22 protein-coding genes are annotated in these 25800 nt (G+C 69.0%); 10 read left to right on the plus strand and 12 right to left on the minus strand.

Translation table 11 applies throughout. From position 1 onward, the window contains the following. Positions 1-570: 570 nt before the first annotated feature. Both SACCYDRAFT_RS19775 and SACCYDRAFT_RS19780 read right to left on the minus strand, forming a co-directional pair. Positions 571-1344, minus strand: coding sequence for a phytanoyl-CoA dioxygenase family protein (locus SACCYDRAFT_RS19775; protein ID WP_005458879.1), 774 nt, complete (start codon positions 1342-1344; stop codon positions 571-573). An 80-nt stretch (positions 1345-1424) separates the two neighbouring features. Further along, positions 1425-2348, minus strand: a complete 924-nt coding sequence (locus SACCYDRAFT_RS19780; RefSeq protein WP_043536711.1) for an NADP-dependent oxidoreductase — start codon at positions 2346-2348, stop codon at positions 1425-1427. A 102-nt stretch (positions 2349-2450) separates the two neighbouring features. On the opposite strand from SACCYDRAFT_RS19780, the gene SACCYDRAFT_RS25560 reads away from it, so the two are divergent. Both SACCYDRAFT_RS25560 and SACCYDRAFT_RS19790 read left to right on the plus strand, forming a co-directional pair. Next, on the plus strand, positions 2451-3071 hold the full coding sequence (locus SACCYDRAFT_RS25560) for a TetR family transcriptional regulator (RefSeq protein ID WP_052309140.1): 621 nt from the start codon (positions 2451-2453) through the stop codon (positions 3069-3071). A gap of 73 nt (positions 3072-3144) precedes the next feature. Then, complete coding sequence (locus tag SACCYDRAFT_RS19790; protein WP_005458883.1) at positions 3145-4818, plus strand: MFS transporter; 1674 nt, start codon at positions 3145-3147, stop codon at positions 4816-4818. A 154-nt stretch (positions 4819-4972) separates the two neighbouring features. Here the strand turns inward: SACCYDRAFT_RS19790 and SACCYDRAFT_RS19795 are convergent, their stop codons facing one another. Next, a complete protein-coding gene (locus tag SACCYDRAFT_RS19795) occupies positions 4973-6169 on the minus strand; it encodes a cysteine desulfurase family protein (RefSeq protein WP_005458884.1) in 1197 nt (398 codons plus the stop codon). Positions 6170-6369: 200 nt separating this feature from the next. On the opposite strand from SACCYDRAFT_RS19795, the gene SACCYDRAFT_RS19800 reads away from it, so the two are divergent. Beyond that, positions 6370-6891, plus strand: coding sequence for a hypothetical protein (locus tag SACCYDRAFT_RS19800; RefSeq protein ID WP_043537423.1), 522 nt, complete (start codon positions 6370-6372; stop codon positions 6889-6891). Between the two features lie 143 nt (positions 6892-7034). On the opposite strand, the gene SACCYDRAFT_RS27015 is transcribed toward SACCYDRAFT_RS19800, so the two are convergent. Further along, positions 7035-7499 (minus strand): DUF6228 family protein, encoded by a 465-nt coding sequence (locus SACCYDRAFT_RS27015; protein ID WP_005458886.1) that lies wholly within the window; start codon positions 7497-7499, stop codon positions 7035-7037. 202 nt (positions 7500-7701) lie between these two features. Here SACCYDRAFT_RS27015 and SACCYDRAFT_RS19810 point away from each other — a divergent pair, with 202 nt between their 5' ends. Continuing rightward, positions 7702-8796 carry an LLM class flavin-dependent oxidoreductase gene (locus SACCYDRAFT_RS19810; protein ID WP_005458887.1) on the plus strand — a complete coding sequence of 365 codons (1095 nt, stop codon included), beginning with the start codon at positions 7702-7704 and terminating at the stop codon, positions 8794-8796. Between the two features lie 2 nt (positions 8797-8798). Next, on the plus strand, positions 8799-9401 hold the full coding sequence (locus SACCYDRAFT_RS19815; RefSeq protein WP_005458888.1) for an FMN reductase: 603 nt from the start codon (positions 8799-8801) through the stop codon (positions 9399-9401). A 45-nt stretch (positions 9402-9446) separates the two neighbouring features. On the opposite strand, the gene SACCYDRAFT_RS19820 is transcribed toward SACCYDRAFT_RS19815, so the two are convergent. Next, positions 9447-9746, minus strand: coding sequence for a hypothetical protein (locus SACCYDRAFT_RS19820; RefSeq protein ID WP_005458889.1), 300 nt, complete (start codon positions 9744-9746; stop codon positions 9447-9449). A 450-nt stretch (positions 9747-10196) separates the two neighbouring features. Next, complete coding sequence (locus SACCYDRAFT_RS19825) at positions 10197-10631, minus strand: SgcJ/EcaC family oxidoreductase (protein WP_005458890.1); 435 nt, start codon at positions 10629-10631, stop codon at positions 10197-10199. 229 nt (positions 10632-10860) lie between these two features. Between SACCYDRAFT_RS19825 and SACCYDRAFT_RS19830 the strand changes: the two genes are divergently transcribed. After that, complete coding sequence (locus SACCYDRAFT_RS19830) at positions 10861-14145, plus strand: NACHT domain-containing protein (protein ID WP_005458891.1); 3285 nt, start codon at positions 10861-10863, stop codon at positions 14143-14145. A gap of 118 nt (positions 14146-14263) precedes the next feature. Here SACCYDRAFT_RS19830 and SACCYDRAFT_RS19835 read toward each other — a convergent pair whose 3' ends face one another. From SACCYDRAFT_RS19835 to SACCYDRAFT_RS19850, 4 genes are all read right to left on the minus strand, one after another. Continuing rightward, positions 14264-15421 carry an acyl-CoA dehydrogenase family protein gene (locus tag SACCYDRAFT_RS19835; protein ID WP_005458892.1) on the minus strand — a complete coding sequence of 386 codons (1158 nt, stop codon included), beginning with the start codon at positions 15419-15421 and terminating at the stop codon, positions 14264-14266. Next, positions 15418-17400: an acetyl-CoA carboxylase biotin carboxylase subunit gene (locus SACCYDRAFT_RS19840; RefSeq protein ID WP_005458894.1), complete on the minus strand. Its 1983-nt coding sequence runs from the start codon at positions 17398-17400 to the stop codon at positions 15418-15420. The genes SACCYDRAFT_RS19835 and SACCYDRAFT_RS19840 overlap by 4 nt, the downstream gene beginning before the upstream one ends. Positions 17401-17405: 5 nt before the next feature. After that, complete coding sequence (locus SACCYDRAFT_RS19845) at positions 17406-19019, minus strand: carboxyl transferase domain-containing protein (protein WP_005458897.1); 1614 nt, start codon at positions 19017-19019, stop codon at positions 17406-17408. Between the two features lie 237 nt (positions 19020-19256). Next, complete coding sequence (locus SACCYDRAFT_RS19850; RefSeq protein ID WP_005458898.1) at positions 19257-20054, minus strand: SGNH/GDSL hydrolase family protein; 798 nt, start codon at positions 20052-20054, stop codon at positions 19257-19259. Between the two features lie 153 nt (positions 20055-20207). On the opposite strand from SACCYDRAFT_RS19850, the gene SACCYDRAFT_RS19855 reads away from it, so the two are divergent. Continuing rightward, entirely contained in the window at positions 20208-20795 is a 588-nt protein-coding gene (locus SACCYDRAFT_RS19855) for an SACE_7040 family transcriptional regulator (protein WP_005458899.1), read from the plus strand. Positions 20796-20889: 94 nt separating this feature from the next. Then, entirely contained in the window at positions 20890-21390 is a 501-nt protein-coding gene (locus tag SACCYDRAFT_RS19860) for a hypothetical protein (protein WP_043536713.1), read from the plus strand. A gap of 14 nt (positions 21391-21404) precedes the next feature. Here the strand turns inward: SACCYDRAFT_RS19860 and SACCYDRAFT_RS19865 are convergent, their stop codons facing one another. Both SACCYDRAFT_RS19865 and SACCYDRAFT_RS19870 read right to left on the minus strand, forming a co-directional pair. After that, positions 21405-22265, minus strand: coding sequence for an aldo/keto reductase (locus SACCYDRAFT_RS19865; protein WP_043537425.1), 861 nt, complete (start codon positions 22263-22265; stop codon positions 21405-21407). A 105-nt stretch (positions 22266-22370) separates the two neighbouring features. After that, positions 22371-23330 carry a zinc-binding dehydrogenase gene (locus SACCYDRAFT_RS19870; RefSeq protein WP_005458903.1) on the minus strand — a complete coding sequence of 320 codons (960 nt, stop codon included), beginning with the start codon at positions 23328-23330 and terminating at the stop codon, positions 22371-22373. A 443-nt stretch (positions 23331-23773) separates the two neighbouring features. Here SACCYDRAFT_RS19870 and SACCYDRAFT_RS19875 point away from each other — a divergent pair, with 443 nt between their 5' ends. Both SACCYDRAFT_RS19875 and SACCYDRAFT_RS19880 read left to right on the plus strand, forming a co-directional pair. After that, positions 23774-24895 (plus strand): ABC transporter ATP-binding protein, encoded by a 1122-nt coding sequence (locus tag SACCYDRAFT_RS19875; protein WP_005458904.1) that lies wholly within the window; start codon positions 23774-23776, stop codon positions 24893-24895. Continuing rightward, positions 24895-25791, plus strand: coding sequence for an ABC transporter permease subunit (locus tag SACCYDRAFT_RS19880; protein ID WP_005458905.1), 897 nt, complete (start codon positions 24895-24897; stop codon positions 25789-25791). The genes SACCYDRAFT_RS19875 and SACCYDRAFT_RS19880 overlap by 1 nt, the downstream gene beginning before the upstream one ends. Positions 25792-25800: the final 9 nt, after the last annotated feature.

Raw genomic sequence — 25800 nt, forward strand, 5'->3', positions numbered from 1 at the left:
TATCCCTAGTTGAATTCCGGAGGCTTTGGAACCGCTTAGTAACGCGCACCACACATTGATGAGAGACGCAGATCACATATTTTCCCGATTCGTCACCTGAAACCGGCATGCCAGAACAGTGGAATCTGTCGGCAAACTCGCAGCTAGAGACGCATGTTCGAGTGGTGTTACAGGCAGCCGCTTCGGGTTTTGTGATCTCAATCACCGATTGGTCACCTCGGTTGCCGGAAGACGCTGGGATCGCGACCACACAAGCGGCAACACGAGCACGTGAACCAGAATGCACCACCCGGGTCCTCGGGATTCAGGACCAACTGCCTCGGAAACGCGTCTTCGACACCTTTCACGGATGCGAAAGAATCGTCCCGGCAAGGTCCTCCGCCTCCCGCTCGGAAATCGAATTCGCCGGGCTCCGGGGAACGCCGCCAACCCGCTCCGGCAACAACTGGACACCCGCTCACCTGCGGGTACCGGACGAGCACAGGAGAAATGCGCCCGCGTCCCGCCGCGGAAAAACTCAACGAATTACGGACCCCGCGGGGGACACGAGCACGATGTCGGGTCGAACGGTCAGCGCCGGTCGGTGTCCCGCGAGGCGAGGGCGATGGCGCGCTCCACCGGGCTCGGGTCGGCCGCATACGGGTCGAGAACACCCGTCGGGACGAGCGGTGGCTGAGCCATGAAGCGTGGCGTGCGGCCGCGGTGCGGTTGGCCCGCGTGCACGAGGAACGGGTGACACACGTAGACATCGCCGACCGTGCCCGTCGCCAGGGTCACGGGGCGGTGTTCGGACGCCGCCACAGCGTCCCGGCACAACGACAGCCACTCCCGCCCCTCGTCCCCGGCGGGTTCGAGAAGTGAGGGCACGTCGAGGTGAGATCCGACGCGGATGCGCGTGGGCGCGTCGTCCGGCCCCACCTCGGAGAACAGGAACAGCAGAAGCAGCGCACGACCGCGCGAACGGTGGTTGAGCCTGCCCTCGCCGTGGGGGCCCGCGTAGCTGGCCTCGACGTGCCACCCCGTGTCGCCCGGGTCGACCTCGCTCGGGAACCGGACGGGGAAGGTGCCCAGACCACCCAGCCGCTGCCACCGGCCCGGACCCACGAGAGTGTCGAACATGTCGTGCAGCGCCGGTGTCGTGGCCGCCTCACGAAACGGCGGGGTGGAGAAGCCACCGAGCCGGATGACGGGTTGGGTCCACGTCGTCGGATCGGTGCGGGAGCAGCCCGTGGCCTCCCACAGTTCCCGCACACAGCGTTCGCCGACGTCGGCGGGGAAAGCCCCTTCCAGCTTCAGGTAACCGTCGCGGACGAACTGCTCGACCTGCTCGGAGCTGAGTGACATAACGGGCCTTCCCACGAAAGGCCACCAGTGTGGTTTTCGTGGGAAGGCCCGAGCAACTCATTTACCCAAGGCGGCTGGGATCAGCTCACCGACAGGACGATCTTGCCGCGGGTCCGGCCTTCCCGGCTCAGGCGCCAGGCCTCGGCGGCCTGCTCCAACGGCAGCACGCGGTCGACGAACACGCGCAACTCGCCCGCGTCGGCGAGCCGGGACAACTCGGTGAGGTCGGCGGCGTCCGGACGCACCCACATGGTCGCGCCACCGAGTTCCTCGGCCCTGGGATCCGCCACGGACACCAGGCGCGAGAGGTCCGGCAGCAGCTCCCGGGATGCGTCGACCGACTCACCGCCCACGCAGTCCACGGCGGCGTCGACTCCGTTGGGCGCGAGTTCGCGCACGCGCTCCACCAGCCCCTCGCCATAGGTGACGGGCTCGGCACCGAGCTCACGCAGGAAGTCGTGGTTGCGCTCCGACGCCGTACCGATCACGCGCGCCCCGCGCGCCACGGCGAGCTGTGTGGCGAAGGAACCCACACCACCCGCGGCGGCGTGCACGACCACCGTGTCCCCCTTGCCGACACGCGCGCGGTCGAGCATCTGGTACGCGGTGAGTCCCGCCAGCGGCAGTCCCGCCGCCTCGTTCCAGTCCAGAGCAGCGGGTTTGCGCGCGATCAAGCGCACGTTGGCGGCCACCAGCTCCGCATACGTTCCATTGGCCACCCAGTCCTTGCGCGCGTAACCGATGACCTCGTCACCGACCTGGTAGTCGTACACGTCGAGCCCCACGGCCTCCACGACGCCCGACACGTCCCACCCGGGAATGATCGGGAACTGCGACTCCATCATCGCGTCGAGGTAACCGGCACCGATTTTCCAGTCGACCGGGTTGACTCCTGCGGCCTTGACACGGATGAGCACCTCACCCGGTGCCACTTTCGGGTCCGGACGCTCGGCCAGTGTCAACACGTCCGGCTCGCCGTACTTCTCCTGGATGATCGCTCGCATACCAACCGCAACGACCGGCATGGCGGTGGCTATTCCGGCCGCCTGTCTTGCACTCCGATGCATCTTTGCACCATGGTGCAAAACGGCGGTACACTCTTTCGCATGACGACAGGCAGTGGCCTGCGCGAACTCAAACGCGAACGCGCCCTCGCCGCTCTCAGCCGCGCCGCGATCTCGCTGGCGACCGAGGGCGGCGGCCCCGACACGGTCACCGTCGACGCCATCGCCGAGCGCGCCGAGGTGTCGCGACGGACGTTCTTCAACTACTTCCCCACCAAGGAAGCCGCGTTCACCTGGCCGCTGCACTCCACGGCCGCCCGGTTCGCCGCCGCGCTGGCCGCCCGACCCGACGGCGAGCCGATCTGGGACGTCGTGCAACACGCCATCGAGGCGACCCTCACGTCCCCGGAGACGGACCTCGCGCTCGTCGCCGCGGCCGAGGCCCTGGTGGCCGCCGCGCCGACACTCGTGCTCGCCCACGACTGGAAGTCCCACGGCAGGCACCCACTGGAGGACGTGATCCGCGACCTGAACGCCGAGTTCGCGCGGCGGCTACCCGGTGGCCTCGCCGACGACGTCTACGGCCAACTCGTCGTCGAGTGCTCCTCCACCGCGCTCCGGGTCGCGGCTCGCGTCTGCGCCCAGCGCGGTGGTGACCCGCTGCCCCACATCGCCTCCGTGGTCGACATGCTCCGCGGCGGCATCCGGCCCGCGCAGCCCTGATTCCGGCCCACACGCATCCGCCGCCCGGCGCCGTGCGGCGGCAGTCAGTTCCTCGTGTCCTCAAAGGAGAACGATGTCCGAAACGATTCCGCCAGGCGTTCCCGACGCTGGCGGGACCAGGGAAGAAACCAAGGAAGACAGAAACGCCAGACTCCTGGCCGAAGCGGTGGCCGAGGGCATCGACCCGGCGGTGTTCCACCGGCGCTGGGTGGTCGTCGCCGCCATGTGCACGAGCCTGCTCGTGGTGATGCTGGCCAATTCCAGCATGAACCTCGCGCTGCCCGGCATGACCAGCGACCTCGGGATCACCACCACGGAGCAGACGTGGATCGTGGACCTGTACTCGCTGGTGTTCGCCGCGCTGCTGTTCACGTCCGGAGCCGTCAGCGACCGGTACGGACGCAAGCTGCTGCTGCAGATAGGCCTGGTGGTCTTCACCGCGGCGGGCCTGTACGCGGGTGTGGTGGCCGACACCGGCCTCGAACTGATCGTCATGCGCGGCCTCATGGGTCTCGGTGGGGCGCTCGTGATGCCGTCCACACTGTCGATCATCAACACCACGTTCCCGAGTGGACAGCGTGCGGGCGCCATCGCCGTCTGGACCGGTGTCGCCGGCGCGGGTGTGGGCCTCGGCACCGTCGCGAGTGGACTCCTGTTGGAGTTCTGGAGCTGGCGCTCGGCCTTCCTGATGAGCGTGGCGTTCGGTGTCCTTGCCGTCGTGGCGAACCAGGTCCTCACCCACGAGTCGAAGGACGAGAAGCAGACACCGATCGACTGGTTCGGCGGGGTGCTCTCCACGGTCGGCATCCTCGGTCTCGTCTACGCCATCATCGAGGGGCCGACGAAGGGCTGGGGCGAGACGGACGTGGTTGCGGGAATCGTCGCCGCCGTCGTGGGGCTGGGTCTGTTCGTGTGGTGGGAACGTCGCTGCGCACACCCGATGCTCGACCTGACGCTGTTCCGCAACCCGCTGTTCTCGGTGTCGTCCACGGCGTGCCTCATCGCGTTCTTCGCACTGGCGGGCGCGTTCTACCTGCTCGCTCAGCTGTTCCAGCTCGTGCTCGGCTACGGCACCCTGAAGTCGTCGCTGCTGACCCTGCCCATCATGATCCCGATGTTGCTGCTGTCCCCACTCGTGCCCAAGGTCACCGAGCGGATCGGTTCGCGGCTCACCGTCGGCGGCGGCCTGGTGGTCATCACCGGCGGCTTCTACGTCTGCAGCCTGTGGACGGCGGACAGCGGCTACTGGCAGGTCTTCGGGTCTCTCGTCATCGTGGTGATCGGCATGGTGTTCGTGATGCCACCCGCCACGAACCTGATCATCGCGGCCGTCCCGAAGAATCGCTCGGGCATGGGCTCGGCGATGAACGACACGGTGCGCGAGCTGGGCGCGGCCATCGGCATCGCCGTGCTCGGCACACTGATCGCCAGCGGCTACGAAAGCGGGGTCTCCGACCTCACCGCCACCCTGCCGCCGGAGGCCGCGGCAGCCACGGAGAGCAGCTTCGCCGCCGCCGTACACGGCGTCGCCCCGGCCGTCGAGGCCCAGGCGGGCCCAGCTGCGGCGGAGGCCTTCGTCGCCACGACCACGGACGCCTGGATGAGCGGACTGTCCTCGGCGATGGTCGCCGCCGCCGTTCTGTCGGCCGTCGCGGCGCTGTGGACGCTGCTCGCGATGCCCAACCGGCACCGCGAGGCCGAGTTCGTCGTCACCCCGCTGCCGCAGCCCGAACCGGTGCGCAGCTGACGGCATGGGCCGGGGAGCGCCGCCGCGGTGTTCCCCGGCTCGTCGTGACAACCTCGACCAACCCAGCCGGAGGCACGTGTTGCGGCGTCGGACCTGACACCATCTCACCATGCCACTGCCCCCCACCTGACCGACGACGAAGCCGACGCACTCCTCAAGCCCGGGGGATCTCGCGGCGACGCCCGCCGTGGCCCGGGGTGGCTGTCGCCGAGATGATCAGCTCGGCCGCACGGTCGACCTCCTCCCCTGTGCTCCACCGGCCCAGCGACAACCTCAACGCCGACAGGCTCCGCTCGGCGGGCAGGCCCATCGCGGTCAGTACCGGAGACGGACTGTGCCGGCCACTGTGGCAGGCCGAACCGGTCGACGCCGCCAGCTCCGGGATTCCGGCGAGCAACTCCTGTCCTCGCACACCGTCGATGCTGACGTTGAGTGTGTTCGGCAGCCGCGATTCCAGCGGTCCGTTGAGCATCACCCGCTCCCCCAGTTCCGCGCGGAGCCGTTCGTGGAGCCGGTCGCGCAGCACGCGGACGCGGTCGGGGGCACCGGTTGCGAGGTCGTCCGCGGCAAGCCGCGCAGCGGTCCCGAGTGCCACGGCGAAGGCCACGTTCTCGGTCCCCGCTCGCAGTCCCCGCTCCTGCCCTCCCCCACGTACCAACGGCTCCAGCCGCACACCAGGCCGCACGTACAGGGCGCCCACGCCCTTCGGTGCGTACATCTTGTGTCCGACCACGGTCAGCAGGTCCACACCGAGGGCTGTCACCTCGATCGGGAGCTTCCCCACCGCCTGAGCGGCGTCGCAGTGGAACACCGCATCGTGCTCGTGGGTGATTCGGGCCAGTTCGGTGATCGGCTGCAACGCGCCCGTCTCGTTGTTCGCCGCCATGACGGACACCAACACGGTGCGCGGGGTGAACGCGGCAGCCAACCCAGCCGGGTCGACCATCCCGTCCCCGCACACCGGCAGGTAGGTGACGTCGACGCCGTGTCGGCTCCGCAACGCCCGGCACGACTCCAGCACAGCGGGATGCTCGGTGCACTGGGTGATCACGTGCGGGCGGTCGGTCCCAGCGGCCAGGGTGACGCCGTGCACCGCGAGTGCGTTCGCCTCGGACCCCGAGCCGGTGAACACGATTCGCTCGCTCGAAGCCCCGATCAGAGCGGCCACCTGAGCCCGCGCGCGGTCCAATGCCGCACGCGGTTCGCTGCCATAGTGGTGATCGCTGGACGGGTTGCCGAACGCACCGGACAGGTAAGGCAGCACGGCGTCGGTGACGGCCGGATCGACCGGGGTGGTGGCGTTGTAGTCGAGGTAGATAGGCCCGTCCACGAGCCCACCGGGGACGGCCACGTCACACCTTCCTTCCCACACTCTCCCGCTGTTATAACGCGGTCGGAGCGGACGTGCGCGTCGGTCCCGCCAGAGGGCTACGAGCACCCACCTCGGCTGGCCGAACTTCCCCACGCCACCGAACAGGCACCGGAGGAGATGTGGCGGTCCGGGAATCGGGTTGGTGGACGCCGGATACCCGCTGCGACAGCATGATCGCCATGCACGAATTCGGCATCGAGGGCTACCGGCCGCGGTGGCTGCGGACACCGGAAGCCGTCCTCGACGCGCACGGTGATCGCCTCGCAGCTCTTGTGGGACGTCGGCTCACCAGCTCCTGGATCGTGTGGGATCTCTCCTGCGACGAGTGGTTCGCCGACTGTCCCGTCGTGTTCGACTTCGACGGCGAACAGGTGGAGATCAACCACACCGAGCTGGACGAGGTGTCGGTCACGTGGAACTCGATCGACACCGGTCGGCACCCGTTCTGGGTGTGCTTCGACGACTTCCAGCCGCGCCTACGGTGGCGCTCCGACGCCATCCCGGCCCTGGCAGCACTCGCCGGAAGGCTGCTCGACGCCGTCGAGCTCCTCGAGTACCAGGGGGACGACGTCGCGAACGGCGCGCTCGAACTCGGCTTCCTCCTCGGTGGGACGAGGGTCGGTGTCTACAACGCGCTGGACGAGAACGGACTCGGGTTCGACACCCCGCTGTCCCACTACCGGCGTCATCCGCTGGGCTGACCGGACGACGGGTCGCCGGGCCCGCACAGCAGGCGGCTAGGTCGTGTTCCATAGGTCCTCTCCGAGCGAGCGGGGTGTGGCGTGGATGACGACAACGCCGCGGATCGCCGCACAGCCGGTACGCGGGACTGGTGAAACACGACCTAGGTCCGTTCCGGGGTCAGGAACTCGTCGAGGTCCGCCGCGAGGCGGCCCAGCTCCTCTCCGGCATCCACGGTGATCACGACAGAGGCGCTCCACCGCGTGTCGAGCACGTGGACGTTGTTCGACAGCGTCCACGTCAGGTCCACATGACCGCCCGTGGTGTGCACGGCGTCCACCGTCAGGTCCTCGGTGAACGACCGCCACGTCCGCACGCCCTGCCAACCCCTGAAGTCCTTCACCAGCCCCGCCACGAAGGTGGCGAACCCTTCGCCACCGTGCGCGTTCATGTCCCAGATCTCATGGGCTTCAGCTCGACTTCCGGGGCCGGTGAGCTGTGCGCAGAAAGCCGTGATCGTCTCGTGCGCCGGGGATTCCCTCGAGTTCCACAAACTGACCGCCAGGCTGCTTCCGACCGGACTGATGACGACACAGTCGTCGAACTCGGGGGCGGGTGCGCACGTCACGGCCGCATGCTAGCGAGATGACTTCCCCTGCTCCACGGAATTCGACCGGGCGGCGTCGCCCCCGTGCACCAGGCAGCCACGCCGGTTCGAGCAGGGCAGTGGTCCGACGATTGGCCGGGCCGGGTGGCGGAATACCTCTCCGAGGGTCCGCGTTACAGTGCTTAGTTGAACGCACAACTACTCCTGCGAGCGTGGTGACATCATGCAGTTCGGCATCTTCACCGTCGGCGACGTGACGACCGACCCGACCACGGGCCGGACGCCCACCGAGCACGAACGCATCAAGGCGATGGTGCGCATCGCGCTCAAGGCCGAGGAGGTCGGCCTCGACGTCTTCGCCACCGGCGAGCACCACAACCCGCCCTTCGTGCCCTCGTCGCCCACGACCATGCTCGGCTACATCGCCGCACGCACCGAGCGGCTGATCCTGTCCACCTCGACGACGCTGATCACCACCAACGACCCGGTGAAGATCGCCGAGGACTTCGCGATGTTGCAGCACCTGGCCGACGGCCGCGTGGACGTCATGATGGGCCGCGGCAACACGCCGCCCGTGTACCCGTGGTTCGGTCAGGACATCCGCCAGGGCATCCCGCTGGCAGTGGAGAACTACGCGCTGCTGCACGAGCTGTGGCGCAAGGACGTCGTCGACTGGCAGGGCCGGTTCCGCACGCCGTTGCAGGGCTTCACATCCACCCCGCGGCCGCTCGACGGCGTGCCGCCGTTCGTGTGGCACGGCTCCATCCGCAGTCCCCAGATCGCGGAGCAGGCCGCCTACTACGGCGACGGCTTCTTCCACAACAACATCTTCTGGCCCGCCGAACACACCAAGCGGATGGTCGAGCTCTACCGCGAGCGGTACGCGCACTACGGCCACGGTGAGCCGCACCAGGCGATCGTGGGCCTCGGCGGGCAGGTGTTCATGCGGAAGAACTCCCAGGACGCCGTTCGCGAGTTCCGCCCGTACTTCGACCACGCCCCCGTCTACGGTGGAGGTCCGTCGCTGGAGGACTTCTCCACGCAGACCCCCCTCACCGTCGGCAGCCCCCAGCAGGTCATCGACCGCACCCTGAGCTTCCGCGAGTACGCGGGCGACTACCAGCGGCAGTTGTTCCTCATGGACCACGCCGGGCTGCCGCTGAAGACCGTGCTCGAACAACTCGACATGCTGGGCGAGATCGTGCCCGTGCTGCGCAGGGAGTTCGCCGCGCTGCGGGCGCCGGGCGTGCCCGACGCGCCCACCCACGACTCCCTGCGGGCGGCGAAGCAGGACCCCGCCGACGGGACCGGGAGGTGACCGTGAGCGCACACAACCTCGCCGTCGTCACGGCCGGGCTCACCAACCCGTCGTCCACGCGGCTGCTCGCCGACCGGCTGACCGAAGCCGTCGCCCGGCGCGTCCCCGTGGAGCCCCACGTCGTGGAGCTGCGGGACCACGCGCGCGACGTCGCCGACAACTTCGTCACCGGCTTCGCTCCCCCCGCGCTGGCGGCGCAGCTCGACTTGGTGGCCAAGGCCGACGGCCTGATCGCCGTCACCCCGATCTTCACGGCGTCCTTCAGCGGGCTGTTCAAGTCGTTCTTCGACGTACTCGACAACACGGCGTTGCGGGGCAAGCCCGTGCTCATCGCCGCGACCGGCGGCACCCCACGGCACTCGCTCGCCCTGGAACACGCCGTGCGGCCGATGTTCGCCTACCTGCGGGCCGTCGTCATGCCCACCGGCGTGTACGCGGCGTCGCAGGACTGGGGCGGCGAGGGCGTCGCGGAACTCTCGCAGCGCATCGACCGGGCCGCCGGGGAACTCGCCGACGCGCTGAGCGGCCGGCCCGCCGCAGCCGAGCCCGAGGAGGAGTTCGTGCCGTTCGACGAACTGCTGCGCCGTCAGTCACGAGGCAGCTGACGACACGGACTCACGCGTCGCTCGGCGTTGCGCGACGCCCGGTACTCACGAGACGCTCGACAGGATCACGAGAACGATCGTGGGCAGCACCATCAACATCAGACTGACCGTCCAATAAGGACGAGCGCGCAGTCCTGTCCTGCGCCGTAACCACGAGTTGAGCCACAACCACGACAGCACGAACACCGTCAGCACGGGCACCAGGATGAGCAGCCAGGATGATATTCCGTCGTTGTCGGTCGGCTCCCGTTGAGTGAGTCCCAACGCCGCGAGCGGGTAGTTCGACAAGAAGTGCCAGAGCAACCAGATCGGGACGACGGCCACGCAACCGAGCAGCACGTTCACGAGGAGAGCAACGAGCCAGCGCCCCCGGGGCTCAGTACGGACGGACACGGCGGTTCAAGTGCTTCCGACTACGGTGCCGCACTTCGTCAACGGTCGCTCGTTCATCGCCGATCCCCCATCGCTGTCTCCCCATGAGACTCGGTTGAAGCTGAAGCCAGGGTATCGACTCAGGACCACATATCAGAGCTCTTCCACCCCGGTGCTCGGCCGAAGCGATGTTCTCGGGTGAAGACGGCTCCGCACTGCCGAGTTCCAGCCAATGCCGGAGGAACGAACTGACTGGCTTGAGGCGGCGAGGGTGCCGCCGAGCTGACCCAGCGCATCGACCGGGCGGCCGGGGAACCCGCCGACGCGCTGAGCGGCCGCCCCGCCGCCGAACCCGCGGAGGAGTTCGTCCCCTCCGGCGAGCCGCTGCGGCGGCAGGGTCGGTGGGAGTCCCGTGAGGATGCCTCAACGCACCAGCGTGTGGTGCCGGGCCACGGTCCACCAGCGGCCGTCCTCCTTCACGACGACGTAGAGGACCTTCATGACGTGCTCGGCGTCGAGAAGGTTGCCCTCGGCGTCGGTGGCGCGCGCCCCCTTGTAGGCCAGCGCCACGTCCGGCCGAACGAACAGTACGTCGAGCAGGTCGTAGCGGACGTGTTCGTCGCGGAGGAACCCCGCCAGCCCCTGCCGGGTGGCCTCCACGATGGCGTCCACTCCGGACAGTGTCACGCCCATCGCGTTGACCACCGTCGCGTTGCGGGCGAAGTGCTTCGTCATCAGCTCCGCGTCGTTGGTGTTGTACGCGGACTCGGTGTCGGCGACGATCTGCCGGATGGCGGCGAGATCCTCCTCCGTCGGAGGGGAGTACTCGACGACGGGTGGTGCGCTTGCTCCTGTCATGCCACCACCCTGCAACCTCCAGCTAACTAGAGATCAAGAATCGTGTCCGCACTTCTCGCACGCGTGTCCGCAGCGGGCCGGTGTGCGGGTCGCGGCGGACCGTCGGGAAGTGAGCGCAGGGGTCCTCGTGGTCGGGGACAGGCATCCCGTTGCTGTGGTAGCCGGTGCCGGCGCGAATGACGTCTCCGAAACCGGACACTCTGCAGACTAGGTTCGGTACGGTTTGCGCATGGGCGCGACATCGGGCACCGAGGGCTCGTCGAAGCCGTCACAGCCGCCGCGGCCACCGAAGCCGGCAGGCGGCCGGGAGTGGACCTGGGCGCTGGTCAACAGCCTGCTGGTCATCGCCACAGGCGTCGTGGTCAACATCGCCACCGAATCGATGACCAACGCCCTCGCGTGGCTCGCTCTGCTCATCCTGGCGCCGGCCTCGGCCGTGGCCACCGTACTTCTCGCTCGTGCGGGTGAGGACCGCGCCTCGCCAGGACACCACCTCCGCCACTTCGCGCCATGGCGGTCCCGCAAGCGCCGGTACCGGACCGCCGTGCGCGAGAGATACGGCCACGTGGTGCAGCCGTGGTCGGTCGACATCGACCTCGGCGAACTCTTCGTTCCGCCCACGGTCACCGGCCGCGACGGCACCCCACGCGACGCCGTGGACGTCGTCGGAGACGACGGTCCCAACGTCCTGCTCTTGGGCGCACCGGGTGCCGGCAAGACCCTGCTGCTGCGGTACGTGCTTCTGCACCACGTGAGCAGGCGGCCGATGAATCGCGTTCCGGTGCTGCTGGAGTTGCGGGACGTGGCCCCGGACCAGCCACTTGAGACGAATGCGCTGGCGGAGCTACGGCAGTTCGGCGTTTCCGGCGACCGGCTCCTCCTCGACGCGCTGCGGAAAGGCCGGGCGCTTCTGCTGTTGGACGGCCTCGACGAGGTCGTTCCCGACCGGCGAGCCGAGCTGGTGGCCCGCGTCCGGGAGTTCGCGAAGCGGCATCCGGGTAACAAAGTAGTGTTGTCGTGCCGTTCGGCCGCGTTCTCCGGTGAACTCGATCCGGGGTTCTCCCGGGTGTGCACCCTGCGGGACATCAGCGGCTCCCAACTGCGCAGCTTGCTGGACAACCACACGAAGGCCCTCGGTGAGGAAGCTACGGAGCGGGTCCGTGCGCTGCTGCTGAGGCATCCCCGGTTAGCCGAGGTGCTGAGAACTCCCGTGCTCGCCGGCATGGTGGCGAACCTGGCGGCCGTCCCCGGCGCGGTCGAGGCTCCGGACGACGATCACGACCTCGGCCTTGACGACGACTCCGGCCCCGGCGGTGGACTCCCCCGGCAGCTTCGGCGGACCGACGTCTACCACGCACTGATCACACGGGTGCTCGCCCGGCGACCGCAGACCGTGGGCCCGGTGGAGCGGTTCGCGCCGCTGGAGAAACGTGGGCTGTTGAGGGCACTCGCGCTGGCGTCTCGCGGCGGCGCGGAAACCTCGCGGATGTCGACCCTCCGTGCGCGGGATCTCGCCGCCGAGGTACTCCGCCTGCATCATCTGGACCCCGGCGAGGCCGCCGACCTGCTCACGGAGGTGGTGCAGCGGACGGGTCTGCTGCACCACAGCCCTGACGGGCAGTTCATCAGCTTCCCGCACGTGTCCCTACCCGAGTACCTGGCGGCCGAGGCGCTGCGCGACAAGCCGGACGACCTGCTCCGGCACTACCGCGCGGACCCGCAGACGTGGGCGGAGACCGTGCGGTTCTGGTGCGGTCTGCAAGATGAGGACACGGCGTCCTTCGTCTCCGAGATCGCCCGCGACGACGCACTGCTGGCGCTGGACTGCGTCGTCGAGTCCCACACGGTCGACAGCGAGCTGCCCCGGACCCTGGTCGACCATATCCGATGGGAGTTGCGCGGATATCCGGCTCTTCCGTGGAGGAAACTCGCCCCGGTCGACCCCGGTGACGCCGTGTCCGAGGAACGTGCCGTCAGGGCTGTCGCGAACGCCCTGGCCGATCACCGCCCGTTCAGTTGGGAACTGGCCCACGGTCTGCGTTTCGTACTGCACAAGCCGCCCGACCCGGCATCGAGGAAGCTCGCGGTGCTGCGCCGTGCCCTGGTACGCAGCCGCAACCCGTCGGCCCTGCACGAGCTGTTCGACTATGACCACCTCGTCTACGACGACAACGGCGAGGAATACGTCAAGGCACAGCCCACGCACGTCGTCCGGTTGCTGGCCGCCGAGGGGGACGATGTGGTGCCCATCCTGCGGCGCTTGGCGGTCGACGGGTCCGGGGTGCTCGACCAGTACTACGGCGAAGGACAGGTCGAATCAGCCGGCAGCTTCCACCTGGCAGGCGCGACCGAGGTGCTGTTTCACATCGGCACCCCTCGCGCGGCGGGAGCACTCGCCGACGTCCTGCTCAACTCGGTGGATTTCACCGCACGGTGTCACGCCGCCTGGTACCTTGCCGACCTGCTGCGCGAGCCGTCGATCGAGGTCGCTCTGCGCCGGACGGTCCGCGATGTCGAACCACCCGAGTCCTGGAGGCATCCGTTCGTCCACAACCTTTTCGCGATGAGCCGCCACGCGGCCGTCGATGCGGACAGCCTGTCGTTCGCGGCGATGGTCGAGCAGGTGACCCACCATCTCGACATGTCGATGACAATATCCACCCTTGACCCTGCCGTCGAGCTTCGTCCTGACAGCCGGATCGTGGTCCCCGTGTTGCTCCAGCACATCGTTCCCAAGCACGACTGGGAATCGGGCAGAGGCAGGGCCCGCCTCTCGGAACTTCTCGGCACCGACGATCCCGACACCGCGGGAGACCGGATCGCCCGGTTGGTCGGAGGCGGTAGGACCGCCCTCAGACTGTTCCGAGCCCTACCCCACGACATGCGGCAGCAGCTCCTTCGGATGCCCTGTGACCAGCCGCTGTCCGACGTACTCCGGTTCGCCGGGGACTCGGTGGGGGCGCTGCGGCCGTTCTTCGGTACGGCGTCGTACTGGAGCGTCTCGATACTGTGGCTCCTCTGGGGAGGAAGCCTGAACATCGCCGGCGTACTCGTGGCCGACGAACCGATCCCGTCGGCGTGGAACGTGGTGTTCTGGGGCACCACCGTACTGGCGGTGGCGACTTCACTGATCGTCACCTCGCGGGATCTGCGCGAGGTGACCCGCTGGCGGCAGCTCGGCCGCGCCGAACGGCTCCGAGCACACGGGCTGAACCTGGTGCTCGCCACTCAGGTCAACCCGCTGATCACCGTGCTGCTGTACCTGGGCGTCGCGCGAACGTATCCCACCGCCCTCCGAGTGCTCGTCACACTGGCGACGGTCTTCTCCACCAGCACGTGGTACCTCGTTTACCTGCTTCAGGGCTGGGGGTGGGCTGCCGCGCTCACGACCGGCCTCGCGGCAGCCGCCTTGCTGCTCTATCTCACCTACCGCGTGGCCGCCCGCCACTACGCCGCCGAGTTCCTGTTCCGCAGGCTCGTGAGGCAACCGCTCAGAGGAAGAGCGGACCACTGACCCCCAAGCTCCGGCGGATACGGCCCAACCGTGCCGTGTCCGCACTTCTCGTACGAGTGGGCGTACAGGAAGTGCGGACACGCGTGCACAGGCTGCGGACACGATGTTCGTCCCGCCGTCAGCTCACCACGCCCAGTTCCCGCGCGATCAGCATGCGCTGGACCTCGCTCGTGCCCTCGCCGACCTCCAGGATCTTGGCGTCGCGGTAGAAGCGGCCCACCGGGTACTCGTTCATGAAGCCGTACCCGCCGAAGATCTGCGTGGCGTCGCGGGCGTTGTCCATCGCGGCGTTGGAGGCCGCGAGCTTCGCGATGGCCGCCTCCTTCTTGAACCGCTCGCCACGCAGCATCTTGGCCGCCGCCTGGTAGTACGCCAGACGAGCCGTGTGGGCGCGCAACTCCATGTCGGCGATCTTGAACTGGATCGCCTGGTACTCACCGATCTTGCTGCCGAACGCCTCGCGTTCCTTGACGTAGCGCAGGCACTCGTCCACACATCCCTGCGCGAGCCCCACCGACAGCGCGGCGATCGCGACCCGTCCTTCGTCCAGGATGGACAGGAACTGCGCGTACCCTCGGCCCCGCTCACCGAGCAGGTTCTCCTCGGGCACCCGGCAGTCGTCGAAGGTCAACCCGTGCGTGTCGGACGCGTTCCAGCCGACCTTCGAGTACTGCGGCTGGACGGTGAAGCCCGGCGTACCCGACGGCACGATGATCGCGGAGATCTCCTTGCGCCCGTCCGGCCTCTCCCCGGTGACCGCCGTCGCCGTGACCAGGCTGGTGATGTCGGTGCCGGAGTTGGTGATGAAGGACTTGCTGCCGTTGATCACCCATTCCCCGTCGTCGAGCTTGGCCGTGGTCCGGGTGGCCGACGCGTCCGAGCCACCGCCCGGCTCCGTGAGCCCGAAGGCGCCGAGCGCCCGGCCCGCGCACAGGTCGGGCAGCCAACGCTGCTTCTGCTCCTCGGTGCCGAACCGGTAGAGAGGCATCGCACCGAGCGAGACCCCGGCCTCCAGGGTGATCGCGACCGACGAGTCGACCCTCGCCAGTTCCTCCAGCGTGAGGCACAGCGCGAAGTAGTCGCCGCCCATGCCGCCGTAGGACTCGGGGAACGGCAGGCCGAACAGCCCCATCTCCCCCATCCGCCTGACGATGTCGTACGGGAACCGCTCGCGCTCGTAGAACTCCCCGATCACCGGGGCCACCTCGGACGTGGCGAAGTCGCGCACCGTGGTGCGAAGGTCCTCGTACTCCTCGTCCAACCTGTAATCGATCATGATTCGCCTTCTTCCGGGGTAACCAGAGCAAGGGGTTCGTCGAGCGCGACCTGTTGACCCGCCCGGACGTCGAGCTGACTCACGACCCCGTCGACGGGCGCCGTGATCGTGTGTTCCATCTTCATCGCCTCGACGACCAGCAGCGGCGTTCCCGCCTTCACCGTGTCGCCGGGTTCGACCTTGACGACGAGCACCGTGCCCGGCATGGGACTCGTGACCGGCCCGGCGGCCACCGACTCGGCGTGTGAGGCGAGCAGGTTCGGTCGCTCGCTCACCGCGACGACCCGGCCCTCCCGCGCGTACCACACGGCTCCGTCGCAGGCCTCGGCGCGGCGGTACCGGCGGTACTCACCCGCCACCCGCACGACGAGGTCTGCACCCTCGCGGGCGGCCGAGGCGGACACCGCCTCGGCGCCGTCCACCACCACGCGGGCCTGCGCGGGCAGGCCTTCGACGCGCACGAGGGCTTCGGCGGCACCCACCCGCAGGCGCATGGTCACCCCGGCGTTCCCGCCGAGCCGCCACCCGCTCGGGACGTCCCACGGGTCGATCACCGGGCCCGTCGGCCACAACGACAGCACCCGGTCGAGCGCCGCCGCGACGAAGAACTCCACGGGGTCCGGATCGGCGGTGAGCACGGACAGTTCCCGCTCCACCAGGCCCGTGTCGAGCCGGCCCGCCACGACGTCGGGGTGGCGCAGCAGGGTGCGCAGGAACGGCACGTTCGTCGGCACACCCAGCACCGCGGTGTCGGCCAGAGCACGATCGAGCCGGTGCAGGGCCGACGTCCGGTCAGGGCCCCACGCGATCACCTTCGCCAGCATGGGGTCGTAGTGCGACGCCACGGCGGTGCCCTGCCGCAGTCCCGAGTCCACCCGTACGTGCGGCCCGGACGCCTCGTGCAGACCGAGCACGGTGCCCCCGGTGGGCACGAAGTCACGCGCCGGATCCTCGGCGTAGACGCGGGCCTCCACGGCGTGCCCGTCGAGCCGCACGTCGTCCTGCGTGAACGTCAGCGGTTCGCCCGCCGCGACGCGCAGTTGCCACTCCACCAGGTCGAGCCCGGTCACCAGTTCGGTCACGGGGTGTTCGACCTGGAGCCGGGTGTTCATCTCCAGGAAGAAGAACTCGTCGGGCGCCGACGACGACACGATGAACTCGACCGTGCCCGCGCCGACGTAACCCACCGAACGCGCCGCCTCGACCGCCGCCTTGCCCATCCGGGCTCGGGTGTCGGCGTCGAGCAGCGTCGACGGAGCCTCCTCCACGATCTTCTGGTGCCGTCGCTGCAGACTGCACTCCCGCTCGCCCAGGTGGACCACCGTGCCGTGGCGGTCGGCGAGCACCTGGATCTCGATGTGCCTCGGGTCGGCGACGAACCGCTCCACCAGCAGGCGGTCGTCACCGAAGGCGCCTCGCGCCTCCCGCTGCGCCGACTCCACGGCCGCGGGCAGCTCGGCGGGCTCACGCACGAGTCGCATGCCCTTGCCACCGCCACCGGCGGAGGGCTTCAACAGCACCGGATAACCGACCCGCTCGGCCGCGGCCGCGACCGAATCCACGTCGGACACGTCGTTCGCTCCGGGCACGACGGGGACCCCGGCCGCCGAGACCGTCTCCTTCGCGCGGATCTTGTCACCCATCGCGTCGATCGCCGCCACGGGCGGCCCGACGAACACGATGCCCGCGTCCTCGCACGCCTTGGCGAACGCCGCGTTCTCGGAGAGGAAGCCGTAGCCGGGATGCACCGCCTGCGCCCCCGTCTCGACCGCGGCGGCCACTATGTCCGGAACGGACAGATAGCTGCGGGCCGCGTCGGCGGGGCCGACCCGGCGCGCGACGTCTGCCTCGGCGACGTGCCTGGCGTCGGCGTCGGCGTCGCTGTAGACGGCCACCGACCGGATGCCCAGCCGCCGCAGTGTCGCGATGACCCGCACGGCGATCTCGCCCCGGTTGGCGACCAACACGGTGTCGAACATGCCCATCACATCCTGAAGACGCCGTAGTTCACCGGTTCCAGTGGTGCGTTGGCGGCGGCCGACAACGCCAGTCCCAACACCGTGCGCGTGTCCTTCGGGTCGATCACGCCGTCGTCCCACAGCCGGGCCGTCGAGTAGTACGGGTTGCCCTGCCGTTCGTACTGCTCACGGATGGGGTCCTTGAACGCTTCCTCGTCCTCGGCCGACCACTCCTGGCCACGCGCTTCCAACCCGTCCCTGCGCACGGTCGCCAGCACGGAGGCGGCCTGCTCGCCGCCCATCACCGAGATCCGCGCGTTCGGCCACATCCAGAGGAACCGCGGCGAGTACGCCCGCCCGCACATCGAGTAGTTCCCCGCACCGAACGACCCGCCGATGATCACGGTGAACTTCGGGACCCTCGCGCACGCCACGGCGGTGACCATCTTGGCGCCGTGCTTGGCGATGCCGCCCGCCTCGTAGTCCCGGCCCACCATGAACCCGGTGATGTTCTGGAGGAAGACCAACGGCACCGAGCGGCGGTCGCAGAGTTCGATGAAGTGCGCGCCCTTCATCGCCGACTCCGAGAACAGCACGCCGTTGTTGGCGATGATGCCCACCGGGTGCCCGTGGATGCGCGCGAATCCGGTGACGAGCGTGGCGCCGTACTCCTTCTTGAACTCGGCGAACCGGCTGCCGTCGACGACACGGGCGATGACCTCGCGCACGTCGTAGGGCGTGCGCGGGTCGGCGGGCACCACGCCGTAGAGCTCCTCCGGGTCGACGGCCGGATCCTCGGTGGGGGTGACGTCCCACGGACGCGGTGCGCGAGGGCCGAGCGTGGCGACGATGGAGCGCACGATGCGCAGTGCGTCGGCGTCGTCGGCCGCGAGATGGTCGGTGACTCCGGACGAGCGCGCGTGCACGTCGCCGCCGCCCAGTTCCTCGGCCGAGACGACCTCGCCCGTGGCGGCCTTCACCAGGGGCGGGCCGCCGAGGAAGATCGTTCCCTGGTTGCGGACGATCACGGCCTCGTCGCTCATCGCGGGAACGTACGCGCCCCCCGCCGTGCACGAGCCGAGCACGGCGGCGATCTGCGGGATGCCCCGCGCCGACATCGTCGCCTGGTTGTAGAAGATGCGACCGAAGTGCTCGCGGTCGGGGAAGACCTCGTCCTGACGCGGCAGGAAGGCACCGCCCGAGTCGACCAGGTACAGGCACGGCAGGTTGTTGTGCAGCGCCACCTCCTGCGCGCGCAGATGCTTCTTCACCGTCATGGGGTAGTAGGTGCCGCCCTTGACGGTGGCGTCGTTGGCGACGATGACGCACTCGCGGCCGGACACTCGGCCGACGCCCGTGATGATGCCCGCGCTGGGCGCCTCGTCGTCGTAGAGGCCGTTCGCCGCCAGCGGCGACAGCTCCAGCAGCGGTGAACCGGGGTCGAGCAGCGCGTCGACCCGGTCGCGCGGCAGCAACTTGCCGCGCTCCACGTGCTTCACCCGCGCCTTCTCCGGGCCGCCCTGACGTACCACTCTCAACCGCTCGCGCAGGTCGGCCACCAGCTCCTCGTGGTGGGCGACGTTGCGGGCGTAGGACTCACCACGAGTGTCGACAGCACTGGCGAGAGCAGGAGTGTCCATCACACCACCAAGTTAGCACCCGTTAACACCACAGCGGAGATGTTAGCGTCGACTAACCACCATGTCCAGAGCCGTGTCCACAGCCTGTGCACGCATGTCCGCAACGCGCGGACGACCGCACCGAGGGCGTACCGGAACCGCGAACTCTCGTTCACCACACGCGGACACGCGAACAAGAGGTGCGGACACGCGAACGGCCGCCTGCCCCGGCGGGGCGGCGGCCGTGGCGTGGGAACGTCAGCCGGTCACGCTCTCCAGCGCCGCGAGGTAACCGAGCCGCTGACCGTTGGCCGTGGGGTGGTACGACTCGACGACCGGCCAGGTGAGGCTGTGCAGCCACCGCTCACCGTCGGCGCAGATCTCGTGCCCCTCGAAGGCCGGTCGCATGTCGACGAAGGTCAACCCGTGCGCCGCGGCGCGCTCGGCGGTCACCTCGGCCAGCGTGTCCGCGCCGGAGTTGATCGCCGCGCGCTTGGTGTCGCTCAGGCCCACGTTGCACGAGCCACCGATCTTGTAGAAGCGCGGGTACCCGAGGACCACGATCTCCGCGTTCGGCGCACGGTTCTTCAGGGTGCTGTACACGTTGTCCAGTCGTCCCGGCAACGTCGTCCTGGCGAAGTCCTTGGCCTCCTCCACTCGCGACACGCAGCCGCTGTTCGAGCTGAGCGTGCAGTCGGTCATCACGTCGGCGAACCCGGCGTCGTTGCCACCCACCGAGACGGTGATGAACGTGGTGCTGGAGTCGACCGCCGCCGCCTGGTTGATCACGTCGGACGTCACCGCGCCGGAGCAGGCGACGAACTCGAAGCTCGCCACGTCGTGGGAGTCCGCCCACAACTGCGGGTACGCGTTGGCGCTTCGCATGCAGTTGCCGGAGTCGCCGTAGTCCTTCGCGCCGACGCCGGACGAGTAGGAGTCGCCGAGGGCGACGTAGTTGACGGCTGCGGGTGTGGCGGCCGCAGTGAGGGCCCCTCCCGCGAGCGCTGTTATGAATACCACCAGGACCGAGAAGAACCGCCGAGCCCGCACCGTCATGGCGCACCCTTTCGTCAGTGTTTGGCCGACCAGAGCTCTACCAGGTGGACGGGTGACGAAAGAAGTGCGCGAACCCGACATAACCCGACCGGATCACACCAGAAGTCGCGCCCTTTGGTTAACAATTGCTAACCAGATCGCTAGAGTGTCGGGGTGCCCTCGGACTCCCCGCTCGTACATGGAGAGAAGGCGACCCGCCGCGATCAGATCCTCGCGGCGGCCGCGGAGCTGTTCGCGCGCCGCGGGTTCCACGGCGTGGGCATCGACGAGATCGGCGCGGCTGTCGGCATCTCGGGCCCGGCTCTGTACCGGCACTTCCGGAGCAAGGACGCCATGCTGGGCGAGATGCTCACCTCGATCAGCCGCTATCTGCTCGACGGCGGCACGGCCCGCGTCGACGAAGGCGGCTCGCCCGACGAGGTGTTGGCCGGGCTCGTGCGGTTCCACCTCGACTTCGCGTTGTCGCAGCCCGCACTCATCACGGTGCAGGAGCGAAACCTCGCCAACCTGTCCGAAGCGGACCGCAAGGAGGTCCGGGCGTTGCAGCGCAGGTACGTCGAGGTGTGGGTGTCGGCGCTGCGCGCCGCGGTCCCCGGCCTGAACGACGCCCGTGCGCGTTCGGCCGCGCACGCCGTGTTCGGTCTGATGAACTCCACCCCCCACAGTCGCCACCTGCCCGACGCCGAGCTCACCGACCTGTTGACCACCCTCGCCCTCGGCGCGCTGTACGCCGCGAAGTGACGTCGACGTCCTCCCACGGCCGAAGCCGGGTCCGCGCGCGACTTTCCTCGATCACCCTGGCGGGCGGCACCCAAGACGCCCGCTGTCGTGTTGGATAGGACACGTGTGGGCCGACGACCACGGACACGAGGACGCGCTGCTGCGTAAGGCGCAGCGGGCCCTGGTGGCCGCTGCGCTGGCCGACGAGGAGGAGGCCCTCGCCGCCGTCGGGCCCGACGGCAGGCGCGGCGAGCTGCCGGACACACGGGGCCTGATGCTCCTGCTGTTCGGGGCCTGCAGTGCCATGATCGCGAGCCTGGGCGACGGCGGCGCTCGTCCGGTGCGGGTACAGGTGCTGGACGAGACCGGCGAGGAGGTCCCGATCGACCAGGCCGACCCGCCGATGCGCACGGCTGTGCGCACGCTGCTGGCCGAGGTGCACGGCAACACCGACGCCGCGGCCGACCAGGTGGAGATCGCGCTGGCGAACGCCGCACCGGACGAGGTGGACAGCGTGGTGCTCGCGGCGCTGCACTGGACGCTGCGCCTGGCCGCCGAGTGCCTTGACCGCGACCTCCCCGTGCCCGAGTGGGTGGAGGCCGTCTTCACCGACTAGGCGGCGTCACTCTGTCACTCTTCGGCCTCGCTGTTCCGTGCCGGGCCGGACAGTCGATCGAGACGGTCGCGGTGGGTGGGTCCCAACCGGACACGCTCCGCGGCAAGGTTCTCCTCCAGATGACTCGTCCGGGAAGTGCCCGGGATCGGGAGGACGACCGGTGAGCGGTCGAGCAGCCAGGCGAGCGCGACCTGCGTGGGAGTGGCGTCGAGTTCAGCCGCCATGGCGGCGATTTCGCCGTTCGCTCCCGCCGCCCCCATGGCGACGGGGTGCCACGGCAGGAACGCGATTCCCGCCGCCTCACATGCCGCGAGCACCGGATCGTGCTCGCGGTCGAGCATGTTGTAGCGGTTCTGCACGCTCACGACGTCGACAACGGCCCGGGCCTGCTGGAGTTCGTCGACGGTGACCTCGGAAAGGCCGATCCGGCCGATCTTGCCTTCGCTCTGCAGTTCCCGCAGCGTACCGAGCTGGTCGTCCAACGGTGTCTCCGGATCGATGCGATGGAGCTGAAGCAGCTCGATCCGCTCGACACGCAACCGGCGCAGCGCCTGCTCGACCTGGTCCCGCAGAACGGCAGGCCGCCCGTCAAGCTTCCACTCACTTGCGGGCCCCGAGCGGGCGATACCGACCTTGGTCGTGATCAGCACTCCCTCCGGGTACGGGTACAGGGCTTCGGCCAGAAGCTCCTCGTTGGCTCCCCAGCCGTACAGGTGCGCGGTGTCGATCAATGTGACGCCCAGTTCGACGGCTCGCCGGACGACCGCGAGGGAGTCCTCCCGGGCAGGGCCCGGCTCCGTCGGTAAACGCATCGCACCGAATCCGAGCCGCCGCACTTCCAGCTCTCCACCGATGCGGAAAGTCGTTGTCGGCACGTACGTGTTCTCCCTTCCCACGGGCGCCACCGCGGCGCCTCGGTCTCTCGTCTTCCGAATCGCCCGGTACCGGGCGTACGCGGCCACGGGCCACGCCGACCCTCGTCATCGCACCTCCAGCAGGGTCTTGCCCACGACACGCCGCGACTCGATCGCCCGGTGCGCGTCCGCCGCCCGCTCCAGCGGGAAGCGTCGGCCGATCATCGGCCGGAGCCTGCCTGCCGCGACCTCGGCCAGCGCGCGCCGCGAGTACTCCCGCAATCGCTCCGGGCCGGGGACCGACCAGGGAACCACGGTGACGCCGCGCTCGGCCGCCGGTTCGGCAGGCACCTCCGTCCACCCGCCACCGGCCGCGCCGAACGGAACGAAGCGTCCGCCGTCGCCGAGCAGATCGAACGCGGCCCGGCCCACCTCACCCCCGACGGCGTCGAAGACCACGTCCACTCCGCCCACTCGCTCACGGACCTCATCGACCCACCGTGGGTCGCGATAGTCGACGGTCACCCCGGCGCCGAGATCGGCGGCGAGCTCCCTCTTGCGCCCGTCTCCCGCCGCCGCGATCACCGTGGCTCCGGCAGCGTTCGAAAGCTGCACCAGCAGGCTCCCGACCCCACCCCCGGCCGCCTCCACCAGTACGCGCTCGCCCCGGCACACCCCAGCCGAGTCCGACACGAGCAGGGCGGTGCGGCCGTCTGCAAACACCGCCACGGCGTCGTCGAGCGCCACTTTGTCGGGCACGCTCAGCAATGCCGCGGCGTCGACCACGACCTGCTCGGCGTAGCCACCCGACCCACCCAGGCTGCTGACGACGCGCTTCCCCACCAGATTCCGGTCCACCCCGGCGCCGACCCGAGTGACGACACCCCCCACACCGTTGCCCGGCACGATCGGCGGCTCGACCGGGAAGGGGCCGAAACCGCCGCGCCGGTACTGGGTCTCGACGAACGTGATGTTGGCGTACGCCACGCGCACCAACGCCTGCCCCGCAGTAGGTTCCGGATCCGGCGCCTCCCCCGGGACCAGCACCTCGGGGCCGCCGAACTCCCTCATCCACACGACTCTCACGACGCTCCTCTCGCCGTGACCACCCTGCAAGCTCGACCTGGCTGGAGGTCAACGGCGCGGCCACAGGGTCGCCGGGTTCGGCTCACGCCGACATCGAGCGCGCCGCGGGAACAGGCCGAGGTGGGACAGGGAGTGTCCGATGAGAAAGTGATGAGAAAAGAAGGGGCGGCCCGCTCTACCAGCCTGGGGGTCACCGGGAGCGGGCCGCCATCACCAAGTTTAAGCAATAACGTCCGACTTCGCCGCTCGGGGGCGGCCAGTCACACCGGGTTTCTTTCCCACCACTGGGTGATGGTTCCCGTGAATCGTCCAGTTCGCCGGATCGTGAGGCGCACCGCATCACGACACCCGATGAAACCGATCCCCTCGCGTGATCGTCCAAAGAGCCGGTACGGCAGGATGGCGCGAGCCAAGCGCACGATCACGAGGAATCGAGGGCCAGCATGCACGACGGCAGCGGCCGCATCGCGGTGCAGAACCTCACCAAGCAGTTCGGCGCCGTCACAGCGGTGCGGAATCTCAGCTTCACAGTCGAGCCCGGAAGCGTGACCGGGTTCCTGGGGCCGAACGGTGCGGGCAAGACGACGACGTTGCGGATGCTGCTCGGCCTCGTCAAGCCGACAGCGGGCACGGCGACGATCAACGGCAGGCAGCACCACGAGCTGGGCAACCCGGCCCGCATCGTCGGTTCGGTGCTCGACAACGGCAGCTTCCACCCGAAGCGCAGCGCCCGCGACCATCTTCGTGTGTACGCGGCGGCGATCGGGGTGCCCGACCAGCGCGCCGACGAACTTCTCGGGTTGGTGGGTCTCACGCCCGCAGCCCACCGCAGGGCTGGCGGCTTCTCCCTGGGCATGCGCCAGCGGTTGGCGCTGGCCACCGCGCTGCTGGGCGACCCGCAGGTGCTGGTGCTCGACGAGCCCGCCAACGGCCTCGACCCGGAGGGCATCGCGTGGCTGCGAACCTTCCTGCGGTCGTTCGCGGCGCAGGGCCGCACGGTGCTGATCTCCAGTCACCTGCTGTCGGAGGTCGAGCAGACGATCGACCAGGTCGTGATCGTCAGCGCGGGCATGACGCGGTACTACGGACCGCTGGAGAACCTCCGGCAGAGCCAGCGGTCGCGGGTGCTCGTGCAGCCCGCGGACGCCACCGGACTCGCGACCGCGTTGCGCGAGGCCGGGCTGAACGAGGTCGAACCCACACAGGACGGCAGGGTCGCGGTGTCCGGGGCGACCGTGCAGCAGATCGGTGACATCGCAGCACGGGCCGGCATCGCCGTGTACGGCATGGAGGAGCAGAAAGCCGATCTGGAGCAGTTGTTCTTCCAGCTCACCTCGCCGCAGTACAGCGGGGCTCCGATCCCCGGCCAGCAGCCGCAACAGTCCGGCTGGGCGCAGCCGGGCGCCCAGGCGCCGTACCAGCAGCCGGGACCGCAGTCCGGTCCTCAGCCGCAGTACCAGCAACCCGGTCCCCAGGCGCCGTACCAGCAGCCTTACCAGCAGAACTACCAGCAACCCGGTCAACAACCGCAGCCGAACCAGGGCTGGGGAGGTCAGCAGCAGTGATGGGCAATCTGATCAAGGCGGAGTTCCGCAAGACGCTCAGCCTCGGCCTGTGGTGGGCACTGGCCATCCCGGCGTTCGCTGCGGCGCTGGTGTTCGCACTGAGCTGGGGTTCCACCGTCAACGACTTCAACGACTTCATCGGCAGCAACGACGCGCAGGAGATAGCCCTGCTGCTCGGCATCGAGGTCGAGACGATGCCGGTGGGCCTGCTCGCCCTCGGGCGCGCCATCAACATCGGCGTGTTCTTCGGGGTGCTGTTCGGAGTCACGGCCGTGGCGAGCGAGTACGTCCGTAAGACGATCAGTACCACGTTCCTCACAGCCCCGAACCGCGCGGCCGTGCTCTCCGCGAAGATGATCACCTTCAGCGTGTGGGGACTCGTCTACGGCGTCATCGCCGTGGCCGCGGCGAGCATCGGCACGGTGATCACTGTGGACAGCGCGGGGCTGCCGTCGGTGGGCCAGTGGCTCGGCATCACGGGCACGGGTCTGCTGGCCGCCGTTCTCGGCACCCTGTTCGGGGTCGGGCTCGGCGCGGCATGGAACAGCGTCACCGGCCCCACGGTGCTCCTGTGCCTGTGGATGCTGCTGATCGAGAACATTCTCGTCGTGGTGGCGTTCTTCTCCGCCGAACTCGACTGGCTCGGCGGTGTGCTGCCGAACGGCGCGTTGAACGGCATCGTCGGCGCCGTCGGCGCGGAGGCGTTCGGCGCGATCGGGTCGTCGATGGCCGACCAGCTCAACCAGGTCGACGAGGGCCTGCAGTGGGGTATGCAGTTCTTCGCGGGCGCGCCGGGCGCGTTCTCGTGGTGGGCCTCCGCCCTGATCTTCCTCGCATGGACCATGCTGTTCTTCGGGATCGGTTGGGCGGCCAACCAGAACCGCGACATCACCTGACGGGAAAGC

This window comes from Saccharomonospora cyanea NA-134 (genome assembly GCF_000244975.1).
Lineage (GTDB): Bacteria > Actinomycetota > Actinomycetes > Mycobacteriales > Pseudonocardiaceae > Saccharomonospora > Saccharomonospora cyanea.